The sequence below is a fragment of the Polynucleobacter bastaniensis genome (assembly GCF_018882205.1).
In the GTDB taxonomy this organism is placed as follows: Bacteria; Pseudomonadota; Gammaproteobacteria; order Burkholderiales; family Burkholderiaceae; genus Polynucleobacter; species Polynucleobacter bastaniensis.
Map to the genome: position 1 here is coordinate 266,510 of NZ_JACVOU010000004.1, position 23,197 is coordinate 289,706.

Genomic DNA, 23,197 nt, shown 5'->3' on the forward strand with positions numbered 1-23,197 from the left:
TCTATCATCCAAAGAATGGACTTATCTGCATTAGCACTTTCTACCGGCGTAGTCGCCCTAGCTGAGATGGGTGATAAAACCCAATTACTCTCTTTGATGTTGGCTGCACGCTATCCAAAGCAGGCGCTCGCCATTATTGGCGGGATATTCATCGCGACAATTGTCAATCACGCTTGTGCAGCTTTACTAGGGCACTGGCTCACCACTTTTACGAGCCCAGACCTTGTTAAGTGGATTTTGGGTTTGAGCTTTTTAGGAATAGGTCTCTGGCTTTTAGTGCCCGATCATATTGATGATGCAGGCGGATCAAAGGTGGCGGATAAAGCCTTCCAGGTGTTCATGCTGACGGTTGGACTCTTTTTTTTGGCTGAGATGGGGGACAAGACCCAAATCGCTACGATTGCCTTGGGCGCTAAATACCCTGATGTCTTTGCGGTAACGGTTGGCACTACCTTAGGGATGATGCTGGCGAATGCCCCTGCTGTTTGGGTAGGTCAGAAATTCACTCAACGTATGCCCATTAAGTGGGTGCATGCGGTAGCGGCTGTCACCTTTATCGCTATTGGTGTTGCCACCCTTATTTGGGCTTAGGTCGAATTTCCCTATGGGGCTTAAAATTGCCCTATGAAAACCGATCTTCCACAGAGCTTTCGCAGGCTCGAATACCGCGCTCCCAATTACACCTTTTCACAGGTTGAACTAGACATTGCTTTAGACCCGGCCAGGACAATTGTGAAGAGTCGCCTAGAGGTTCTACCTGGTCTTGGTCATGAGGCTGGCATGCCTTTAGTGTTGCAGGGCCATGAACTCGAGTTTGTGAGCTTACGCATTAATGGTGTGGCTCATCGTCAGTTTGAACTAAGCCCAGAAACGCTCACTGTTCATGCTTTGCCGAATGATGGTAAGCAAGCTTTCATTGTTGAGATTATCTGTGTCTGTGTGCCTGAGAAAAATACCTCACTCATGGGTTTATATGTTTCCAATGGAAATTTCTTTACCCAGTGCGAAGCCGAGGGATTCAGAAAGATTACGTACTTCCTCGATAGACCTGATGTGATGGCGCGTTATCGCGTGACTCTGCGCGCCCGTGAGGCGGAGTGCCCAGTATTGCTATCAAACGGCAACCTCATTAGTACTGAAAAATTACCGAATGGTTGGCATAGCGCCGTTTGGGGGGACCCATTTCCAAAACCCTCCTATCTGTTTGCCTTGGTTGCCGGCAAGCTGAAGTGTATTGAAGAGACGATCACTACTAGCAGTGGTACAAAAAAGTTATTACAAATTTGGGTTGAGCCGCATGATTTGAAAAAGACCCGTCATGCGATGGATTCTTTAATTGCCTCAATTCATTGGGATGAGAAACGCTATGGTCTCGAGCTTGATCTCGAGCGCTTTATGATTGTGGCAGTGGGTGACTTCAATATGGGCGCGATGGAGAACAAGGGTCTGAATGTTTTCAATACTAAGTATGTCCTGGCTCAAGCAGAGACTGCAACCGATGCCGACTTTGCCAATATTGAAAGCGTCGTAGCCCATGAGTACTTCCATAACTGGACCGGTAATCGCGTTACTTGCCGCGATTGGTTTCAGCTTTCTCTTAAAGAGGGTTTGACTGTATTCCGCGATCAAGAATTTTCTGCAGATCAGATGGGAAGTGAGTCTGGTAGGGCGGTAAAGCGCATTGAAGATGTGCGTTTATTGCGCCAACTACAGTTCCCTGAGGATGCAGGTCCAATGGCGCATCCAATCCGCCCAGATGAATACCAAGAGATCAATAATTTCTACACCGTGACGGTATATGAGAAGGGCGCTGAAGTTGTGCGCATGTATCAAACCCTATTGGGTGTTGGGGGTTTCCGTAAAGGCATGGACCTGTACTTTAAACGCCATGATGGCCAAGCGGTGACTTGTGATGATTTCTTGGCTGCTATGGCTGATGCCAATGATCGTGATCTTTCTCAATTTAAGAACTGGTACAGCCAGGCTGGTACTCCTCAGGTCAAGGTAGAGGAAATCTATGATGCGGATAAAAAGCAATATCAAGTGACTTTGACGCAAAGCTCTTCAGCAAATACAGTGCACAAAGATAGCAAGCTTTTTCATATTCCATTGAAGATGCGCTTACTAACATCGGAAGATGATCAGCCTGAAGCCTTGCTGGAGTTGACTCAAGGTCAGCAAACTTGGACTTTTGATCAGGTAGCGAGCTGTCCAGTGTTATCAATCAATCGCAATTTCTCAGCCCCAATTAATTTAGATTTTGATCAAAGTGAGGCCGACCTACTCACCATGTTCTCGAGTGATGATGACGCCTTCAATCGTTGGGAGGCTGGTCAGAAACTGGCAATGCAAATGATTCTGGGTAATTGTTTGCCTGATAAAGCTCTGATTGAGGCTTATCGCACTTTGTTGACTGATCCGGACTTAGATCCTGCTTTCAAAGAGCTGGCGCTGACCCTACCTGCCGAGACTTATCTATATGAGCAGTGTGCAAGCGTTGATCCACAACAAATTTATCATGCGCGTCGTGCTTTCCGTCATGCTCTAGCTAGTGAGTTGCGCATCGAGTGGGCTGCCCTCTATCAGCAGATGCAAACACCGGCACCATTTAATCCTGATGCAGCAAGTGCTGGTAAGCGTGGCTTAAAGAATCTGGCATTAAGTATGTTGCTCGAAGCAGATCCATTGATCTGGGCGTCTATGGCGGTCAATCAATATCAAAATGCTGACAATATGACTGACCGATACGCTGCTTTAGCTGGCTTAGTCATTCATGGATCAACATCAGCAGCAGCTTGTTTAGAGGATTTTTACACCCGGTTTAGTGACGATGCTTTAGTGATTGATAAATGGTTTGCATTGCAATCGAGTAGACCCCCAGTCGCAAACGCTGAATCTACCTTAAATGAAGTCAAGCGCTTGCGTGAGCATGAAGCCTTCAAAATGAATAACCCCAACCGAGTTCGTAGTGTCATTCATGCCTTTTGTATGAACAACCCCGCTAGCTTTCATCAGGCGGACGGCAGTGGATATGCATTTTGGGCCGAATCCGTTCTGGCCTTGAACCCAATCAACCCACAAGTTGCCGCTCGTTTAGCTAGGGGATTGGATCGCTGGCGTCAGTTTGCCCCGATTTATCAGGAGCAGATGCTGTCAGCCCTAAAGCAGGTTGCGGCATGCGAAACCCTCTCCCCAGATGTGAAAGAGGTGGTTTCTAAGGCCTTGGGTGATTAATAGATTCAGAACAAGGCAAAATAGAGCCACTGCAGAACCAACCCCATTACGGAGACATTCCTTTTGAGCGCTTCAAGTACTTTTAATTCCAATTTCAAGCAATACCTGACATCCGCCAAGGTAAAGGGTGCAGACATCCCTACAGGTCTACAAGAGCTGTTATTGGCAGTTGCAGGCACTTGCTCAACCCTGAGTCATGAGGTCGCACAAGGTGCCTTAATTGGCCTCTTGGGCTCTGCTGGCACTGGTAATGTCCAGGGTGAGGTCCAGCAAAAGCTCGATGTGATTGCAAACGACTTATTAATTGACGGTGTGCAGGGATGTAAATCATTGGCTGGCCTAGCTTCTGAAGAGATGGAGTTGCCACTTCCAGTTCAGGGCACTGGCGACTACTTGCTCTTGTTTGATCCATTGGATGGCTCATCTAATATCGATGTGAATGTATCCATTGGCACGATTTTCTCTGTGCTCAAGAAACAAGATCCTGCAGCGCCATTACAAACTTCAGATTTCTTATTATCAGGCCGTCATCAGGTGGCTGCAGGTTATGTTGTCTACGGCCCGCAAACAACCATGGCATTAACGCTGGGCGATGGCGTAGTGATGTTTACCTTAAATAAAGTGACCGGTGAATTTGTCTTAATTAAGCACGCAGTGGAGATTTCTCATTCCACTAAAGAATTTGCTATCAATATGTCGAATATGCGTCACTGGGCTGAGCCTGTCCGTCGCTATGTAGATGAGTGCTTAGCAGGCGTGAGTGGCGAACGCGATAAAGATTTCAATATGCGCTGGATTGCCTCTATGGTTGCCGATGTTCACCGCGTCCTATCGCGTGGCGGCATCTTTATGTATCCATGGGATCAACGTGAGCCCCATAAGCCAGGAAAGCTACGCCTGATGTATGAAGCTAATCCTATGAGCTTTTTAGTAGAGCAAGCTGGTGGTGCATCAACCAATGGTGATCAATTAATCATGGATATGATTCCCACGGAATTACATGAGCGTGTCTCTGTGATGTTGGGGTCTAAAGAAGAGATTGAGCGCTTGCAGCATTACCATTCTCAGGCGTAAATATTCGTTTCTACCTGAATCACCAAGATCAAACAAAAACGCCCAATCACTGATTGGGCGTTTTTTACTTCAGGTGCTCGCCGGAAGATGAATTCAATGATTATGGCCGAACCTGTTCTTTAAGGTAGGCAAGCGATTCTTCCACCTGATCAATGAGAATCAGGCAAATATCACCGGCAGATAAATCATTGAGTGCAGTATCAATAGCAAGAAATTCACCGGTAATCTCTTTAACTTGTTTGGCTTTTTTAGTGCCCACTAAACCTTCTTGAAGAAGCTTGAGCACCTCACCATCTTCGCGGCCACGCTGACACTGATCTTGATACAGGATGACATTGTCAAAGCTATTGCCCAGAATACGGGTCAGATCACGAATGTCTTCATCGCGACGATCGCCGGCGCCGCTAATTACTACGTGACTCTTCAGAGGTTTCATAGCCTCAATTGCGCTAGCTAAAGCGCGCATGGCATCTGGATTGTGGCCATAGTCAGCAATGACAGTGGCGCCTTTATGATGAAATTGATTAAAACGTCCTGGTGCTGCATTAGCGGTACTTTCAAAAGAGTGGAGGCCACGCGCAATCTTTTCAGCATCCAGACCTAATGCCCAGGCCGCACCAATAGATGCCATGGCATTTTCAATTTGGAATCCTAAAACACCATTCTGAGTTAACGGAATTTCGCTGACTGGGAAGCGGAAGAGTACACGTGATCCTTTGGAGCAGACGATAAAAGCGCCATCAAAGTAAATCACTTTTTTGTTTTTAGCTCGATGTGCAGCAATTACAGGGTGATGTTGATTTTGTGCAAAGAAAATCACTCGACCCGTGCAAACATCCCCCATCTTTACTACTATGGGATCAGCAGCATTGAGGACTGCAGCTCCAGACGGCGCTACATTTTGAACAACCACCCGTTTCAGAATGGCTAGATCTTCAACGCTAGTGATGTAGTTGAGACCGAGATGATCTCCTTCACCAATATTAGTAACTACAGCAACTTCACAGCGATCAAAACCTAAGCCTTCACGTAGCATTCCCCCGCGAGCTGTTTCTAAAACAGCGGCATCTACATCGGGATGCATGAGGACGTTACGAGCACTCTTAGGCCCGCTACAGTCTCCAGAATCAATTAAGCGATGATTGATATACACGCCATCAGTAGTCGTCATACCAACACGTAAGCCAGTTTCATTGAGTAAATGCGCAATCAGACGTACGGTCGTCGTTTTACCATTGGTCCCGGTTACCGCTACAACTGGAATTCTGCCATCCTCGCCAGGTGGGTACATCGTACTGATGATGTCTTCGCCTACAGGGCGGCTCTTGCCATAGGAAGGCTTGAGATGCATGCGTAGGCCTGGTGCGGCATTGACTTCAACGATGCCGCCACCTTGACCCTCTAAAGGCTTGTAAATTGCCTCGCATAAAATATCGACACCAGCGATGTCTAACCCAATCATTTGTGCAGCAGCGATAGCGCTGGCTGCAACATCGGGATGGACATCATCAGTCACATCGGTAGCGGTACCGCCAGTACTCAGATTGGCATTATTGCGCAAGAGAACGCGTTCGCCTGTATTGGGTATATGTTGCGGGCTTAGACCATTACCAGCTAAATGTGCAAGCGCAATGTCATCAAAACGAATCTTGGTTAATGCAGTTGCGTGACCATCGCCGCGTAATGGATTTTTATTCTCTAATTCAACCAGTTCAGCAACGCTATGCTTACCATCGCCCACTACTTGCGCAGGCTCACGACGGGCTGCGGCGGAGAGGCGATTACCCACGACCAACAGGCGATAGTCGGCCCCAGGTAAATAGCGTTCAACTATGGTTTCACGACCAAAAGCCTGAGTTACTACAAAGCCAGCACGTACTTCTGCTTCCGTTTGAATATTGGCAACAACACCTTTGCCTTGATTACCATCCTTGGGCTTGAGAACAATAGGACCACCAATTTTTTGTGCGACACGCCAAGCATCATCTGCGGTGGTAACGACTTCACCAGTTGGTACAGATACGCCTGCAGCTGCCAGGAGGTTTTTAGTAATCTCTTTATCTTGTGCAATCGCCTCGGCAATGGCACTAGTGTCACTAGTCTCAGCGGCTTGGATACGCTTTTGTTTACTACCCCAGCCAAACTGCACCATGCTGCCCTCAGTCATGCGGCGATAGGGGATGTTTCTCTGTACTGCAGCATCAACAATCGAACCAGTACTCGGTCCTAGGCGAACATCTTCATAAAGGGCTTCTAGCTCTGATAGAGCGGCCGCTAAATCAAATGGCACATCATTGAGTGTTGCCTGAATTAAGGCAAAGGCAAAGTCAAAAGCCATGCGCCCGACAACTTCTTCGGTGTACTCCACTACGACTTGATATACACCTACGTCAACGGTTTGTACCGAGCGGCTAAAGGTAACGGGACAGCCTGCTTGAGACTGAAGACCTAAAGCAGCATGTTCTAGCGCGTGTGCTAACGATAGTGTTTCATTGTGCCCACCGCGACGCATACTGCCTAATTGCGGAAAGCGCTCCCGAATCTTAATTTCAAATTCGGGAATCAGATCAATTGAACGCTCTGATTCCTCGCAAGACACAATGGCCTCTAAAGCGGTATGTCGGCTCCATAAATTGGGGCCACGCAACATGCGAATACGGGTGATTTCCAATTAAGCCCCTACTGGAATGCTAGTGTCGGAAACAAAAGTTTCAGCACCAGCTTCGATAACGTTGAAAGGAATATCTAAGGCCCAAGCTGCAGCAATCGCGGCGCCCAGATTTAATGGTTTCCATGGCTCACTGGCGCTAGGCTCAGAGTTATGCGGGACTGGAATACTCTTTTGATCATGCTTAGTGGACTTTAGAGTAATTTGTTGATTGCCGATCATCACGACACGACCACCGTTCTTAAGGTGCTCTTGTGCAATCGAGGATGAGGAGTCTTGAGTAAAGAAAATAACTTCGCCGTCACAGAGTTCCGCCATGCTGGCAACCATGGGATCATCTGCATTAAGAACAGCAACTCCCGTTGGTAGCACTACATCTACTTGAGTTCTGACGATACTGAACACTTGGTCTTCATCGTAGATAGCGTATTGAGGAAAGTTGGCTTTTGGATCTACATTTAATACAACGCCTACTTGGCAGCGGTCGTAAGCTAATCCTTCTATCAACATAGATAGATTGTTATTTTCGATCACGGCCGCCTCAACTGCACGATTGAGTAAAGTGCGGCGGGCATTTTCCCAGTTAGCAGCATTGCTCTTTTGAATTGAGCGATGACCAAAAAATAAACCTTTGCTACAAGAAAGACCGACATATAAATTCGTGAGTCGCAAGAAGTGGGCAATCATTTCAGCTACAGGGGTTTTGCCGCGAGCACCACAAACTCCCACTACAGGGATACGGAAATCTGCTCCAGGTGGGAAGAGGTGGTCGGCGATCTCTTTGCCGACTGGTTGAGGTTTACCGCTGGCAGGTTTTAAGTGCATCAATAAGCCAGGCCCAGCATTAACTTCAACAATGGCTGCATTCTGCTCCTGTAGTGGCTTACTAATATCCTGCGCAACTAGGTCGACGCCAGCAATTTCTAATCCCACTACGCGAGCAGCGAGAGCAACTTGACTGGCTACATCTGGATGAACCAAGTCAGTGACATCAAAAGCGACATTGCCATTGCTTTGAATCAGAACTTTTTGATCTAAACCTGGAACACTGGTGCCGCTTAACTTTTGGCGCGCAAGTTCTAACTCCACCGCAGAGTCAATTCGAACTGGATTGAGTGGGCACTCTTCAGTTTTGCCGCGACGTGGATCGGAGTTAATTTGAATTTGTATCAACTCAAAAACAGTATGTTGGTTATCTCCAGTAACCCAAATAGTCTCACCTTTGGCAGCTGCAACTACTTTATTGCCAACTACTAGCAGGCGATGCTCATCACCCAGAATGTGCCGCTCCACTAGCACTTCGCTACCTTCATCGATTGCAACAGCATAGGCTGCCTCAATCTCTTGTTGGGTATAGAGATTGATAAATACACCGCGGCCGTGGTTGCCGTCGATCGGCTTTATTACGACTGGTAAACCGATATCTTGAGCTGCTTCCCATGCATCATCAGCACTGGTAACTGTGCGACCCTCGGGGGTTGGAACTCCAGCGCTAGACAGAAGACTCTTCGTGAGATCTTTGTCTCGAGAAATCGTTTCAGCGATGGCGCTGGTTTGATCGGTTTCTGCTGTCCAGATGCGACGCTGCTTAGCGCCATAACCGAGCTGTACTAAATTACCTTCAGAGAGTCGGATAGAGGGGATGCCCCGCTCTTCGGCTGCATTCACGATGCAGGCGGTGCTAGGGCCAAGTAATAGATCATCGCCGAGCTCACGCAGCTCCTCAAGAATGATAGCAACTAGTGCGACAGGATCTTTGGTGTCCTGGACTAGAGCAAGATATAAATCGCGAGCGTATTTGAGTGCAGTCAGTGTTACCTCTTCATTGATTGCGCTCACCATGACTTTATAAACACCGCGACGATCACCGTCACGTGCTTTACCAAAGCCGCCGGGGATGCCGGCTAAATTTTGTAATTCCAGGGTAAGGTGCTCAAGGATGTGAGCAGGCCAAGTGCCTTCCTCAACTCTTTTGAGAAATCCGCCAGCTTCACCATAGCTGCAGCGATGCTCTTGAAGACTGGGAAGCGCCCGAACAAGTCGGTCATAAAACCCAGGGATGAGATTGGAGGGGAAATCTTCTAATTCACCAATATCGAGCCAAACTTCAATAACGGGATGGTAAGTCCACATATTGGGGCCGCGAAGATGCTTGACACTTAAGATCTCAATGGTTTTATCTAGTAATTGGGGCATATGTGGAGTGGGGGATTTCAGCGCCAACATAGAAAATGTTGGCGGAGATGTCTCAGACTGTCTCTCTGGTTCTAGTAATTATTCAAAATCCACAAAATTAGCAAAAATGCATAAAAAAGCCTGACTCGCCAATTTAACGGCTTTCCACCAACTAAAGTTGACAGTCTTACTAAATCTAAAAAATCTAGCTCCACTATACTTTTAAGACTAATGAAGCCAGACATTTCCCCATCCGCTCCCCCGTTGCCAGGTCATTGGGCCAGTGTTTTAGCAGCTCCCCAAGCCCCAGTAAAAGACCCCAACTCCATACTGGCATGGGTTGAGCTTGATCTCGATGGTGAAATGCGCTTTGAGAAAAGCCTACTTTGTTTGATCCCTGCGGGCCTATTTTGGAGTGACGGTGCTCACTCAGAATTTTGGCCTGCTAGCTCTGGAGCTCATCTTTTGCATGGTGATCACTCTGGAGTGGGGCATCTCAAGCTAGAGTCTGAGACTAGTCTTCTACGACTCTGGTACTTCACTCTGGCTGTCAATCCTCAAGTACTGCGCCTACAGAGTAGTTTTAAGCAGTTGATCAGGGGTGATCAGCTTAGTAACGAGCACGAGGCTTCTGAATACGACAAACAAGTTTGTTCGGTGTGTTTAAGCCCCAAGCCTGCTAACTCAGACGCTTGTCCAACTTGCGATCCAGAGGAGGATGCCCCTCCATCGACTTGGACTTTATTTAAGTTGTGGCGCTTTGCACGCCCATATAAAAAAGAGCTTTTGTTGGGTTTTGTCCTGACCTTGCTGTCAACTGGTGCCACATTAATTCCACCTTATTTGACGATGCCCTTGATGGATCATGTGTTGATTCCATACGAAAAAGGTAATCCGATTGATTTTGATTTTGCTAGCAAATATCTCTTCGCTTTATTTGCCGCAGCAATTGTTGCTTGGGGCCTTGGTTGGTGGAAAACCTACTTACTCGCATTAGTGAGTGAGCGCATCGGCGCAGATCTGCGTAATACGACTTTTGAGCATTTACTCAAACTATCCTTAGAGTATTTCGGTGGCAAAAGAACTGGCGACTTGATTGCGCGTATTGGCGCTGAGACAGATCGCATCTGCGTATTCCTATCTTTATACGCTTTGGATTTCATAACTGATGTCATCATGATTACGATGACGGCAGCAATTTTGGTGTCGATCGATCCCTTACTTGCATTAGTCACTTTGGCACCACTGCCATTTATTGTATGGATGATTCATGTAGTGCGCGATAAGTTGCGCTTTGGTTTTGAAAAGATTGATCGCGTTTGGTCTGAAGTCACCAATATCTTGACTGATACGATTCCAGGGATTCGGGTAGTCAAAGCCTTTGCTCAAGAAGATCGTGAGCTCAAGCGCTTTGTTGATTCCAATAAACACAATTTACAAATTAATGATCGCGTCAATCGCGTATGGGGATTGTTCTCCCCAACAGTCACGCTGCTAACAGAAACCGGCCTCTTGGTAGTGTGGGGTTTCGGTATTTGGCAGGTTGCACATCAAAAGGTCACAGTTGGTGTGTTAATTGCATTTCTTGCTTACATTGGACGCTTCTACATTCGACTCGATTCAATGAGTCGCATCGTTTCGCATACGCAAAAAGCAGCAGCTGGGGCAAAGCGTATTTTTGATATTTTGGATCACGTATCGAGTGTTCCTGAGCCAATCAATCCAGCACCCTTGGGTGCAGTGAAAGGCCGTATCTCCCTGCGGGGTGTGGGTTTCCGCTATGGCAACCGTGCGGTTACTAAAGGAATCGATTTAGATATTGCCCCTGGAGAAATGATTGGTTTAGTAGGTCATAGCGGCTCGGGTAAGAGCACTTTGGTGAACTTGATTTGCCGCTTCTATGACGTGAGTGCTGGTTCGATTACCTTAGATGGACGTGATATTCGTAGTATCAGAATTGCTGACTATCGCAAGCGTATTGGTTTGGTTTTGCAAGAGCCATTTTTATTCTTTGGCACGATTGCAGAGAATATTGCTTACGGAAAGCCAGAGGCTACTCGCGAAGAAATTATTGAAGCGGCGCGCGCTGCACATGCCCATGAATTTATTCTTCGCTTACCACTTGCTTATGACTCATTAGTAGGTGAGCGCGGTCAATCCCTCTCAGGTGGAGAGCGTCAACGTATTTCTATTGCGCGTGCGTTGTTGATTAACCCAAGTATTCTGATTTTGGATGAAGCCACATCATCAGTAGACACCACCACTGAAAAAGAGATTCAGCGTGCTTTAGATAATTTGGTCAAGGGCCGCACTACGATTGCGATTGCCCATCGCCTCTCTACTTTAAGAAAAGCAGACCGCTTGGTCGTGCTTGATAAAGGCGAGATCGTGGAGATTGGCTCGCATGATCAGTTGATGGATGCGCAGGGCGCGTACTATGCTCTCTATCAAGCTCAATTACGCCACGCTGCAGAGCTAGTTGAAGGTGGCGCTATTGGTGAAAGCATCGATGAGAATGAGCGCAAAGAAGAAAGCCTGCAAGTCATTGCTAAAGCAACTGGGGGCGGGGTATGAGTCAGCATCAACAGTCGCACACATTAGAACGCGATGCGCTCGGTCAATTGGTATTCATCGATGCAGTTGGAACTTACCATGTTGGCGTTTATCCGATAAGGGCATATCCGATTACCGCACCAGGCGCCGGAATTTCCATCATGGATCAGTCGGGCAAAGAGTTGTGCTGGTTTGACGGCATCACCGCGATTCCTGAAGGCGAGTTAGCCCTGATTGAAGAAGAGCTGGCTACTCGCGAGTTCATGCCTGTAATTGAAAAAATCACCAAGGTATCGACTTTTGCAACCCCCAGTATTTGGGATATCGAAACCGATCGCGGCCCCACCAGAATTCGTCTCAAAGGCGAGGAAGACATTCGCCGCATAGCTGGTAATACGCTCCTGATTGCCGACTCCAATGGATTGCAATTTTTGATCAAAGATTCCACTCAGCTAGACAAAGTCAGTAAGAAGCTTTTGGATCGATTCCGCTAGGAGTTAATCCCTGCAAAATTCTTACTAGGGTAAGCACTAGGTAATTAGTGTTATCCCTGACTGTCCATTCAATAATTGTTGATAAGAGTCAAGTGCTCTCCCCTCAGATTAGGTAAAAATCCTCACATAACAAATAAAAGCCAAAGTAATATTGGTATTCAAATTTTTTTTGGAGGAGCGTTCATGAAGATGAAGTTAAAAGAGGCATTGATTTCCACCGCATTAGCCCTCGGTGTTACAGGTGCTTCACCTGCGTTCGCTGCTTGGGAGCCGACGAAGCCAGTTGAGTTCATTATTCCTGCCGGTCCTGGCGGTGGTGCTGACCAAATGGCCCGCATGATCCAAGGCATCATTACCAAAAATAACCTGATGAAGCAGGCAGTAATTCCTGTGAACAAGGGTGCCGGTGCAGGCGCTGAAGGTTTCTTGGCAATGAAAGAGGCTAAAGGCGATCCAAACAAGATCGTGATTACTCTCTCGAACTTGTTTACAACTCCATTAGCAACTGGTGTTCCATTTAATTGGCAGGACATTACTCCTGTAGCGATGTTGGCTCTTGACCAATTCGTTTTGTGGGATAACGCTGACAAGCCATACAAAACAGCCAAAGAATATATTGATGCCGCTAAGGCAGCTGGCCCAGGTAAATTTAAGATGGGTGGTACTGGCTCGAAGCAAGAAGACCAAATCATTACCGTTGCCCTTGAAAAAGCGACTGGCGCTAAGTTCACCTACATCCCATTTAAAGGGGGTGGCGACGTTGCTGTTCAGCTCGTAGGTAATCACATTGATTCTTCTGTGAATAACCCAATCGAAGCGGTAGCGCAATGGCGTGCTAATAAGTTGCGTGCTCTCTGCGTATTCGATGACACACGGATGCCATACAAAGAAAAAGTGACCGAAACTATGTCATGGTACGACGTACCTACCTGTAACGAGGCAGGTGTAAAAACTGACTATGTGATGCTGCGCGGTATTTTCATGGCTCCAGGCGTAACTCAAGAACAGGTTGATTTTTATATCGATTTATTCAAGAAAGTACGCGCTACACCAGAATGGAAAAAGTTTATGGCTGATGGCGCATTCAATCAGACATTTATGACTGGTAAAGAGTTTAGAAATTGGCTCACATTAAATGAAGCTTTGCATAAGCAGTTAATGACTGAAGCTGGTTTCTTGGCTAAGTAATTTTTCTAGGTACTCAATAGGACCCCTCATTAGTGGGGTCCTATTTTTTAAGTAGTTGTGCTAATTAAATTTATTAAAAAAGTATAAAAATGTCTGAACATAAAAATAATACAAATCAAGACTCACTGATTAGCGTGAGAATGATGGATATCGTTACCTCTATCGCATTCCTGGCTTTAGGCCTGACGGTAATGATCGGTAGTCTAAAGTTGGGTGCTAGTTGGGGAGTTGATGGCCCAGAGGCTGGTTATTTTCCTTTCTACATCAGCTTGATCATCATGCTCTCTAGCGCGGTTACTTTGTACCAAGTTGCAGTTGTGAACAAGAATAAGAAAACAGAATCGTTTGTTGACAGAGAGCCTTCTAGGCAGGTGATGGCAGTATTGTTGCCAGCGATTGTGTTTGTTCTGGGTGTGCAGTTGATTGGTATTTATGTTGCTTCAGCCATCTACATCGCGATATTCATGGTTTGGTTGGGAAAATACCCAATCTGGAAGGCAATTGTTGTATCTCTTGGAGTGAGCGCTGCCCTCTACCTCATGTTCGAATTCTGGTTCCAAGTTCCATTGCCACATGGCTCATGGTTCAATCCGCTTGAGTTCATTGGCGTGCAATAAAAAAACAATAATTATTAAAAAAGATTAGAAAAGAAGGAGTCCAAGTTGGAAGAAATTAACGCTCTATTCAACGGCTTTGCCGTTGCAATGACACCCTTTAACCTATTGTTGATGCTGGTTGGTGTTACGCTTGGTGTGATCATCGGCGTATTGCCTGGTCTAGGTGGCGCCAACGGAATTGCGATTCTGTTGCCATTGACTTTCACAATGCCGCCAACTTCCGCGATCATCATGCTGTCCTGTATCTACTGGGGTGCATTGTTTGGTGGTGCAATTACATCTGTACTCTTTAATATCCCGGGCGAGCCTTGGTCTGTTGCGACAACCTTTGATGGTTATCCAATGGCACGTAATGGAAAAGCTGGCGAGGCATTAACTGCAGCGTTCACATCTTCATTCGTTGGTGCTTTCTTCGCAATTGTGATGATTACTTTCTTGGCACCATTGGTGGCGAAGTTTGCGCTCCAATTCGGTCCACCAGAGTTTTTCTCGGTTTACCTCCTTACCTTCTGTAGTTTTGTGGGTATGAACAAAGGTTCGCCATTCAAGACAATCTCCGCAATGATGTTGGGCTTTGCCTTGGCTACTGTTGGTATGGATACTGTGACAGGTCAGTTGCGCTTAACTTTTGGTAACCCAGAGTTGATGCGTGGATTTGACTTCTTGATTGCTGTGATCGGTTTGTTTGGTATCGGCGAGATTCTTCTTTCAATGGAAGAGGGCTTGGCTTTCCAAGGTGCTGCAGCGAAGATTCGCGGTAAGGTTGTTTGGGAAACTTGGAAGCAGTTGCCAAAATACTGGGCTACTTCATTACGCAGCTGTTTAATCGGTTGCTGGATGGGTATTACTCCAGGTGGTGCTACACCTGCATCTTTCATGGCTTACGGCGTTGCAAAGCGCGTATCCAAAGAAGGTGACAAGTTTGGTACTGGAAAAATGGAAGGTATTGTTGCTCCAGAAACAGCAGCTCACGCTGCTGGTACAGCCGCCTTGTTACCAATGTTGTCATTGGGTATTCCAGGCTCACCAACCGCAGCAGTGTTGCTAGGTGGTCTGTTGATCTGGGGTCTACAACCTGGTCCATTACTTTTCGTTGAGAAGCCAGACTTTGTTTGGGGCTTGATTGCTAGTATGTATTTAGGTAACTTGGCGGGCTTGTTTGTCGTATTAACTTGCGTACCACTATTTGCCTCAATCTTGAGAATTCCATTCTCAATCATTGCACCAGTCATTATTGTGATTTGCGCTGTGGGTGCGTACACCGTTCACAATGCCATGTTTGATGTCTGGTTGATGATGGGCTTCGGTGTTGTGGGCTATGTATTCAAAAAACTCGATTACCCAATGGCACCAATGGTCTTGGCTTTGGTGTTGGGCGACCGTGCAGAAGACTCCTTCCGCCAATCCATGTTGTTCTCACAGGGAAGCTTAGATATTTTCTTCTCTAACTACTTGGTAGGTGCAATTACTTCTCTCGCACTATTGCTTCTATTCTGGCCATTGATTGGTAAGTTTATTGGTAAGAAAAAGGTAGCTGCAGCGTAAGCTAAATAGCCTATCAAGCACAGAGAAGGGGGCGCAAGCCCCCTTTTTCTATTCCTACAAAAAATCCGATAAAATCATTCCATCATGTATTTCCGCAAAAACCGCCTCATGCAATGGATTGCTGCTCTAGCTATCGCAATGAGTGCACTTGCGCCAGCAGTTTCCCAAGCGGTATCGCTTGCAAAACATGGTCAAGGTTTTGCAATGGAGATCTGTTCTGCAGACGGCATGAAGATGCAGATTCAAGTGCAAACTGATGATCGGGTCGATCTGGTGGGTGAGCAGCCTTGCCCATATTGCTTGGCACAAAGCGTGATTACCCCAGTTTTGAATACCAATCTAACATTCCAGGCTCCACAAACATTTTCTTTGCTGCCGCAGCTTTTCTATCAATCACCCAAGCCACTCGCTACTTGGGTAACTCCACCCTCGGCTGCACCCCCTACACAAGCCTAAATCTTTTAGGTCATAGCAAAGCTATGTAATTAGCAACAAGCCTCAAGCAGGTTGCATAAATATTGTGTGGAGAAGTAGATGTTGTTCAAGCAAAAGAAAATTAGTGCATGTATTGGCATGCTATCTAGTTCAATACTATTGTCTGTGGGTGCCAAGGCTCAAATTGCACCACCTCCTGATTATGATCAGAAGTTAGGGGATGTTGTGGTGAGTGCAACTATATCCGGTACGCAACTAAAAAATATGACTCAAAACACTACGGTTTTGACGAAGGAAGAGTTGGAGATATCACCAGATCAAACCATTGATCAAGTACTCAAAAATACGCCCAGCGTTTTTCTAAATGATCAGCCATATTATGAGAAGGACCCTACTGGACAGGGTATCAATGTCCGCGGATTGGGAACTGCGAGAACCCTAGTATTAATTGATGGCGTGCCGGCTAACGATGCGATGTACGGAACTGTGCAGTGGAATTTAGTACCCATGTCATCTATTCAAGATGTGGAGTTCATCCGTGGCGGTGTTTCTAATTTATATGGAAACTATGGAATGGGTGGCGTGATTAATATCACAACTAAGCCGATGAAGGACAATGGCAACGAAGTATCAGCGAGCTATGGAAGTTATGGCACGCAAAATGTGGCAGCCTCAAAAGATATTGCCATCAATGATGTTTTGAAGCTTAGAGTTTCTACAGATTATTTTCACACTGCGGGCTATGTGCAGGCAGCTTTGATTTACCCAGCTAGAAATATTGGTGGCATTGCATCATCTTCTGTTAGCTCTACATCGACAGGCTCTACTGGCGTTGCTAAGGGAATGGGACCGGAGTTTGCCAATGGATCGAACTATCGCCTACAGGGATCCCTTAAATTCAGTCCCGATACAGATGGCTTCTTCAAAATGGGTTATCACGAAATGCAAAACCTCCCAACTGGAGGCTATGTTCAGGGGGTAAAAGCTACTCAGGAGTCAACGTTTTCAGGTGGCACGAATACCCGGTTTGGGGACGGTAAAAAATTAGCCACTAATTTATTTTATGAAAATACTACCCTCATACAGCAAAATATAACTGCAGCAACTACTTCAGCCAATCCCTATGTGAGTCGCATTGATAAAAATCCTTACAACACACTTGGTGGATCAATTCAATATGTGCAAGATTTAAAAGATCAGATGATTGATCAATTTACAGCGGGCGCAGATATTAGAACTGTTGAGGCGATTAATAATGGAGCAGTTATTAACTCTAGTGGAGTGGCAACTGGGGCGGGGTTTTATGCGCAGGGTAAGCAGCAATTTTATGGCGCCTCTGGACAAATCAAATCTAAACTTCAGTCTATTCCGTTGCAAATGACCCTTTCTGCGCGTGTTGATCAGTGGATGAGCCGGGTGCCAACATATTACGTGCAGTCCACCACTGGCGCACAAACGCCTACCAATTCGCCAAATCAAAGCAAAACCGAATTTAGTCCCAACTTAGGTTTGCTATATGAATTGACTAAAAATATTAATTTAAGATCTGCCGCGTATCAAGGTTTTCATGCGCCGGGTCTAAATAACATGATTCGAAGCTATGGTACTTCAAAGTATACATTGGCAAATCCCAATCTTTCGCCAGAAACAATGAAGGGCTATGAGGCAGGGTTTGATTACCGTTGGAATGAAGGTATTTTTCAGCTTACTGGTTATAAAGCAAATGTCTATAACGCTATCAATCCTGTAACCGTTGATTGCCCAAGCGGGTACTCTGGATGTACCAGTGCGACTCAACAATCCAATAGTCAAACACTTCATGCACAAGGTGTGGAAGTTCAGGGGCGCTATGACTTTCATAGACAATGGTCAGCGGAAGCCGGCTATACCTTAACTCAGTCAATTCTGACATCCCAGGCAGCGGCAAACTTGAGTACTGAGCCAATTAATTCTCAGTTACCTGGTACGCCAGGCAAAATGGGTAATCTGGGTTTGACCTACTACCCAACAGTCAAGTCAAGCCTAACAACTACCCTCCGCTATATTGGCCCTTCATGGTGGGATTCCCTGCATACAGTAGAGGTCCCAACGTATTTTGTCGTAGGCTTGAGAGCTAACTATGAAATCTCACCTAATGTGACCATGTTTGCTAGTGCGGTGAACTTGCTCAATCGAAATTATGTAACTTTTGGTGGTACAGGCGGTCCAATTATCCGGGGACAGCCACAAACGGGTACTATCGGGGCTCGCATCACATTTTAAAATTATGAAAATTAGCAATCCATCTCAATGTGATTTTCTATGTAAGGTACTTCTGTTTGCTCTATTGAACATAGGGGCAGCTGGTAACTTATGGGCTCAAATGGATCACCTATCCCACTCAGGGCTGAGCGTATCTAAAAAGCCTAAAAATTCATGTATAGGTAACGGCTTAGATTGCGCAAATGCTGCCACTCCTTTTTTAAGCAATGATGGAAAATTATTTCTAACTTGGACTGCGGGTGGCGCAGTGTCATTTGCTCAATCCAATGATTTAGGTAAAACATTTAATGCAGCCGTAAAAATTGCTGAACATGGTAAATCCTTAGATGCAGGAAGTGATGCGCGACCTCAGATAGTCGCTGATTCAAGCGGAAATATTTTTTTGGCCTACGCCTTTTTTAAAGATTCCAATTGGAATGCCCAGATTAATACTTCACGTTCTAATGATGGTGGCAAGACCTTCTCTGCTCCAGTCTCATTGATTGAGGATGGATCTAGTCAGCGCTTTCCCTCTATATTAATTAGACCAGATGGATCCATCTTTGCAGCCTGGATTGATAAACGCTTAGTTGCGAGTGCTAAGCAGAGTGGCGCAAAAAAATTAGGAGCTTCGATTGCCTATTCCTTTTCTGGCGATCATGGTCGAACTTTTCAGATTGAACGTATTGCCAATCAGAATAGTTGTGAGTGCTGTCGCATAGGGACTGCCCTCGACGTAGCTTCTAACCCCATCATGATTTATAGAGCAATCTTCCCCGGAGGCATCAGGGATCATGCAACTCAGATTATTAGCTCTAGGGGCGCTGAACCAATAAGGCGGGTTTCAGATGATCAGTGGAAGACAGATGCATGCCCACATCATGGCCCTACAATTGCTGTTTCTGAGTCCGGAAAAATACATGCTGCTTGGTTTACTCAGGGTGAGACTCGTTCAGGTGTTTTTTATGCAAACTCAAGTAATCAGGGGCGCAGTTATGGGAAGCCTGCTAGGATTGGTGCTGATGGTGCCAATATATCTAGACCATATATTTTGGCTTTAGAGAATACGGTGTATTTAGTATGGAAAGAATTTAATGGCAAGTCTTCCACCGTGTACTTAAAAAAATCCACAGATGATGGCAGCACTTGGTTGCCACCCCAGGCTGTATTTGAAACATCGGGCTACTCTGATCACCCTCTATTAATTAGTCAGGGTAATGTTGTTTATCTGTCCTGGTTAACACGTGATGATGGTTATCAATTCATCAAAATAAGCTCACCATAATGAAGAGAATCGTACTAGCAGTTTCCATTTTTCTGGCTATTTGTCATGCGGCATTTGCTGATCCAATTAATTTGAAGCCATATCAACAGGGTGAGTGGTCCTCAATTCTCCAATCTGCGAATCATGACCCAATAGCTATTCACTTCTGGGGGGTGACTTGTCCTGCCTGTGTAAAAGAAATGCCGCAGTGGGGAAGGTTTGTAGAGAAGAATAAAAACTTGAAGATTATTTTTATTCAGGTTGATGATGTTTCGCCAGATATGATCAAGAAGATGCTATCCAAAGCAAAGCTTGATGATGCTACTAATTATTATGTGAGCAGCCCATTTGACGAGCTTTTACGTTATGAGATTGATCCCAAATGGCGCGGAGAAACTCCCATTACTATTTTAGTGAATAGAAAAGGTCAGGCCAATAGAAAAACGGGGCCTATGGATTTTTCTCAGTTAAGCAGCTGGTTCAATAAGAACATTTAATGAAATTAATCTGAGATATAGATCGGAATTTGAAAATTAACTAGGAGGATGTATCAATGAAAAGCAATACATTATTAAATGCATTATCGGTCGCTGTATTAGGTTTTGGTGTGGTTGGCCTAACTCATGCACAAAATGCCAAGGTGGGGAGCGTGCAAATTGAAAATGCTTACACTCGCTCTACTGTTCCAGGTCAAATGGCTGCAGGCGGCTTTATGAAAATCGAAAACAAGGGGTCTGTAGATCAATTGATTTCTGCAAGCTCTCCAGTAGCTGGTGAAGTGCAGTTACATGAAATGGCAATGGAAGGTAACGTCATGAGAATGCGCCAAGTTAAAGAGGTAGTAGTGCCAGCAGGTGGATCCGTTGAGCTCAAGCCAGGCGGTTTACATTTAATGTTCATGAACATTAAAGCGCCATTGACAGCTGGTGAGACTGTCCCAGTTAAGCTGAAGTTTGCTAAAGCAGGCGAGGTTGAGGTAAAAATGCCGGTAAATGCGATGGGTAATTCAGGCGCGACTAAGCACTAATTTGAAGATTTAGTATTAATGCTGAAATAATAAAAAAGCCCCTAGTTTTACTTAGGGGCTTTTTTAGTTAGGTGGGTCAACTTAGATCTTTAAATCCAAATCAGTCACTGCACCTTTGCTAGCACTACTTGCCAGACTAGCATATTTCGCCAGCAAGCCGCGGGTATAGCGTGGCTTAGGTTGCACCCAAGCATGACGACGCTTAGCAATTTCTGCTTCGTCAACGTTTAACTGAATAAGCAATTTGTGAGCATCGATCGTTACTGAGTCACCTTCATTAATGAGAGCAATTGTTCCGCCCACATAGGCTTCAGGAGCAACGTGACCCACCACCATGCCCCAAGTACCGCCAGAGAAGCGTCCATCCGTAATGAGGCCGACCGTCTCGCCTAGGCCTTGACCAACGAGGGCAGAGGTAGGAGCAAGCATCTCGCGCATGCCAGGACCGCCCTTAGGGCCTTCGTAACGAATGATCACAACGTCACCATCTTTAATTTTCTGCGCCATGATGGCGGCCATTGCGTCATCTTCAGAATCAAAGACACGCGCTGGACCAGTGATGGATGGATTCTTGAGACCGGTAATTTTGGCAACGCAACCTTCAGGGGAGATATTGCCCTTGAGGATTGCTAAGTGACCTTGTTTGTATAGCGGGGTGTCTAGAGTGCGAATCACTTTTTGATCAGCACGCGGCACGGATGGAATATCTTTTAATGTTTCTGCAATCGTTTTACCGGTGATGGTCATGCAGTCACCGTGCAAAAGTCCGCCGTCTAACAAGATCTTCATTACTTGCGGAATACCACCAGCCTGATGTAGGTCGGTTGCTAAATACTGGCCGGATGGTTTCATGTCCACGATGACGGGTACGCGCTTACGAATGCGCTCAAAGTCATCAATTGTCCAATCGATTTCAGCAGCGCTAGTGATCGCCAGAAAATGTAGAACTGCATTGGTAGAGCCACCCACTGCCATGATGACGCTGACTGCGTTCTCAATCGATTTCTTAGTAATGATGTCGCGTGGACGTAAATTATTTTTAATTGCCTCAACTAAAACAATTGCTGAATCATGGGCACTAGTGACTTTTTCAGTATCTACGTTAGACATAGTGGATGAGTAAGGTAGGCTCATACCCAAGGCTTCGAATGAGGAGCTCATTGTGTTGGCGGTATACATACCTCCGCAGGAGCCGCTACCTGGACAAGCATTTTGCTCAACACCCTTTAGATCTTCCTCGCTGAGACGGCCTGAGGTGAATTCACCAACAGCTTCAAATGCAGAAACAATATTGAGTTCTTTACCTTTGTAATGACCGGGTTTAATGGTTCCGCCATAAACATAAATTGCGGGTACGTTGGTACGCGCAATCGCCATCATTCCGCCTGGCATGTTTTTATCGCAGCCGCCAATAACTAAAACGCCATCCTGCCATAAACCATTCACACAAACTTCGATACTATCGGCAATCACTTCACGCGAGACGAGAGAATATTTCATGCCCTCGGTACCCATGCCGATACCATCTGATACGGTGGGAGTGCCAAACATTTGCGCCTTTGCACCAGCTTCCTCTAGAGCGCTTACTGCTGCATCGGCGAGTTTTTGAAGGCCGCTATTGCAAGGGGTAATGGTGGAATGGCCATTAGCAACACCAACCATTGGCTTCACAAAATCCTTCTCTTCATAGCCCATCGCGTAATACATTGAGCGATTGGGAGCGCGAGCAACCCCTTCGGTGACATTGCGCGAGCGTTCATTGAGGCGTTTCATGCTGATATTGACTCCAGAAAAGAATTTGTCGAAAAGCTCTATTGTGCCGTGATATATGGCGGAATGCAGGGGTTTCTGCTCCATTCCAATGCCCTTGTCCTGCATTGCAACGAAGATATATGTCTATTGTATTTGTTGATTTGGCCTCATTATTAGCTATAGAGCTAATATCCTTGGTAAAAAAGCTGCGGTACATTGCCTTACCTACTACTTTTCCTTTTAAATTCAATGACTAAAGTTGGCCACATCTACCTAATTGATGACGATGAGTCGATGCGTACCTCCTTAAGCCGAATGCTCAAGGATGTCGGTTATATCGTGGAAGACTTCTCCTCTGCTGTGGAATTTTTGGAGCATTCAATGCCAGTAGCGCCGGCCGTCATCTTGCTTGATATGCAAATGCCGGATGTGACCGGATTAGATTTACAGGAAAGATTAGTCCAACTTGGCCGTAAAACCCCGATTGTGTTTGTCAGTGGCCAGAGTCATCCCCACCAAATTGTTACTAGTCTCAAACGTGGCGCTGTAGATTTTCTCTTTAAGCCCTTCAATTTAGAAGATTTACTGAAGGCAGTTGCAGATGCCCTTGAGTTTGATAGACGTCAGCTCAAGCGGATTTCCAAGGAGGTGGAAACTAAGAAAGACTACGCGACCCTCACCCCTAGAGAGAAGGAAGTCTGCTTTTGGCTGGTGAAGGGATTGCTCAACAAGGATATTGCTGTCAAGTTGGGCACAACTGATGCCACAATCAAGGTTCACAAGGCTAGAGTGATGGATAAGATGAGCGTGGATTCAGTGCAATTATTAGTTGCAAAGTACCTTGAGTCCGATTTAGAAAACCTCCAGAATAGCTAGCTCTTGAGCTAATTTCCCTCTGGCTAAATTAGCACTAAAATGGGGCAATATTTT

At 45.9% G+C, this 23,197-nt stretch carries 17 protein-coding genes; 14 read left to right on the top strand and 3 right to left on the bottom strand.

Annotated elements, in window-relative coordinates; all coding sequences use genetic code 11:
- Positions 1-15 precede the first annotated feature (15 nt).
- From ICN22_RS09150 to ICN22_RS09160, 3 genes are all read left to right on the top strand, one after another.
- Positions 16-591 (top strand): TMEM165/GDT1 family protein, encoded by a 576-nt coding sequence (locus ICN22_RS09150; RefSeq protein ID WP_216170394.1) that lies wholly within the window; start codon positions 16-18, stop codon positions 589-591.
- 33 nt (positions 592-624) lie between these two features.
- On the top strand, positions 625-3,234 hold the full coding sequence (pepN, locus tag ICN22_RS09155) for an aminopeptidase N (RefSeq protein ID WP_216170396.1): 2,610 nt from the start codon (positions 625-627) through the stop codon (positions 3,232-3,234).
- Between the two features lie 63 nt (positions 3,235-3,297).
- The gene (locus tag ICN22_RS09160) at positions 3,298-4,308 is read left to right on the top strand and encodes a class 1 fructose-bisphosphatase (RefSeq protein ID WP_255533911.1); all 1,011 of its coding nucleotides are present in this window, start codon (positions 3,298-3,300) and stop codon (positions 4,306-4,308) included.
- A gap of 100 nt (positions 4,309-4,408) precedes the next feature.
- Here the strand turns inward: ICN22_RS09160 and cphA are convergent, their stop codons facing one another.
- Complete coding sequence (gene cphA / locus ICN22_RS09165) at positions 4,409-6,979, bottom strand: cyanophycin synthetase (RefSeq protein WP_216170398.1); 2,571 nt, start codon at positions 6,977-6,979, stop codon at positions 4,409-4,411.
- Positions 6,980-9,172, bottom strand: a complete 2,193-nt coding sequence (locus tag ICN22_RS09170; protein ID WP_216170400.1) for a cyanophycin synthetase — start codon at positions 9,170-9,172, stop codon at positions 6,980-6,982. It lies immediately after the preceding gene.
- Between the two features lie 210 nt (positions 9,173-9,382).
- On the opposite strand from ICN22_RS09170, the gene ICN22_RS09175 reads away from it, so the two are divergent.
- The 10 genes from ICN22_RS09175 to ICN22_RS09220 all read left to right on the top strand — a co-directional run bounded on the left by ICN22_RS09175 (position 9,383) and on the right by ICN22_RS09220 (position 20,515).
- Positions 9,383-11,725, top strand: coding sequence for a cyanophycin metabolism-associated ABC transporter (locus ICN22_RS09175; RefSeq protein WP_216170402.1), 2,343 nt, complete (start codon positions 9,383-9,385; stop codon positions 11,723-11,725).
- Positions 11,722-12,198 carry a cyanophycin metabolism-associated DUF1854 family protein gene (locus ICN22_RS09180; protein WP_216170404.1) on the top strand — a complete coding sequence of 159 codons (477 nt, stop codon included), beginning with the start codon at positions 11,722-11,724 and terminating at the stop codon, positions 12,196-12,198. The genes ICN22_RS09175 and ICN22_RS09180 overlap by 4 nt, the downstream gene beginning before the upstream one ends.
- Before the next feature lie 189 nt (positions 12,199-12,387).
- A complete protein-coding gene (locus tag ICN22_RS09185) occupies positions 12,388-13,386 on the top strand; it encodes a Bug family tripartite tricarboxylate transporter substrate binding protein (protein WP_216170483.1) in 999 nt (332 codons plus the stop codon).
- An 89-nt stretch (positions 13,387-13,475) separates the two neighbouring features.
- Entirely contained in the window at positions 13,476-14,003 is a 528-nt protein-coding gene (locus tag ICN22_RS09190) for a tripartite tricarboxylate transporter TctB family protein (RefSeq protein WP_216170406.1), read from the top strand.
- A 45-nt stretch (positions 14,004-14,048) separates the two neighbouring features.
- Positions 14,049-15,548 carry a tripartite tricarboxylate transporter permease gene (locus tag ICN22_RS09195; RefSeq protein WP_216170408.1) on the top strand — a complete coding sequence of 500 codons (1,500 nt, stop codon included), beginning with the start codon at positions 14,049-14,051 and terminating at the stop codon, positions 15,546-15,548.
- A gap of 84 nt (positions 15,549-15,632) precedes the next feature.
- Positions 15,633-16,004: a DUF2946 domain-containing protein gene (locus ICN22_RS09200; RefSeq protein ID WP_216170410.1), complete on the top strand. Its 372-nt coding sequence runs from the start codon at positions 15,633-15,635 to the stop codon at positions 16,002-16,004.
- 78 nt (positions 16,005-16,082) lie between these two features.
- On the top strand, positions 16,083-18,245 hold the full coding sequence (locus ICN22_RS09205; protein ID WP_216170411.1) for a TonB-dependent receptor: 2,163 nt from the start codon (positions 16,083-16,085) through the stop codon (positions 18,243-18,245).
- 100 nt (positions 18,246-18,345) lie between these two features.
- Positions 18,346-19,509 (top strand): sialidase family protein, encoded by a 1,164-nt coding sequence (locus ICN22_RS09210; protein WP_216170413.1) that lies wholly within the window; start codon positions 18,346-18,348, stop codon positions 19,507-19,509.
- A 71-nt stretch (positions 19,510-19,580) separates the two neighbouring features.
- A complete protein-coding gene (locus tag ICN22_RS09215; protein ID WP_216170415.1) occupies positions 19,581-19,985 on the top strand; it encodes a TlpA family protein disulfide reductase in 405 nt (134 codons plus the stop codon).
- 56 nt (positions 19,986-20,041) lie between these two features.
- Positions 20,042-20,515 carry a copper chaperone PCu(A)C gene (locus tag ICN22_RS09220; protein WP_216170417.1) on the top strand — a complete coding sequence of 158 codons (474 nt, stop codon included), beginning with the start codon at positions 20,042-20,044 and terminating at the stop codon, positions 20,513-20,515.
- A gap of 81 nt (positions 20,516-20,596) precedes the next feature.
- Here ICN22_RS09220 and ilvD read toward each other — a convergent pair whose 3' ends face one another.
- A complete protein-coding gene (ilvD, locus tag ICN22_RS09225; RefSeq protein ID WP_216170419.1) occupies positions 20,597-22,288 on the bottom strand; it encodes a dihydroxy-acid dehydratase in 1,692 nt (563 codons plus the stop codon).
- Positions 22,289-22,516: 228 nt separating this feature from the next.
- On the opposite strand from ilvD, the gene ICN22_RS09230 reads away from it, so the two are divergent.
- A complete protein-coding gene (locus tag ICN22_RS09230; protein WP_216170421.1) occupies positions 22,517-23,143 on the top strand; it encodes a response regulator transcription factor in 627 nt (208 codons plus the stop codon).
- Positions 23,144-23,197 lie beyond the last annotated feature (54 nt).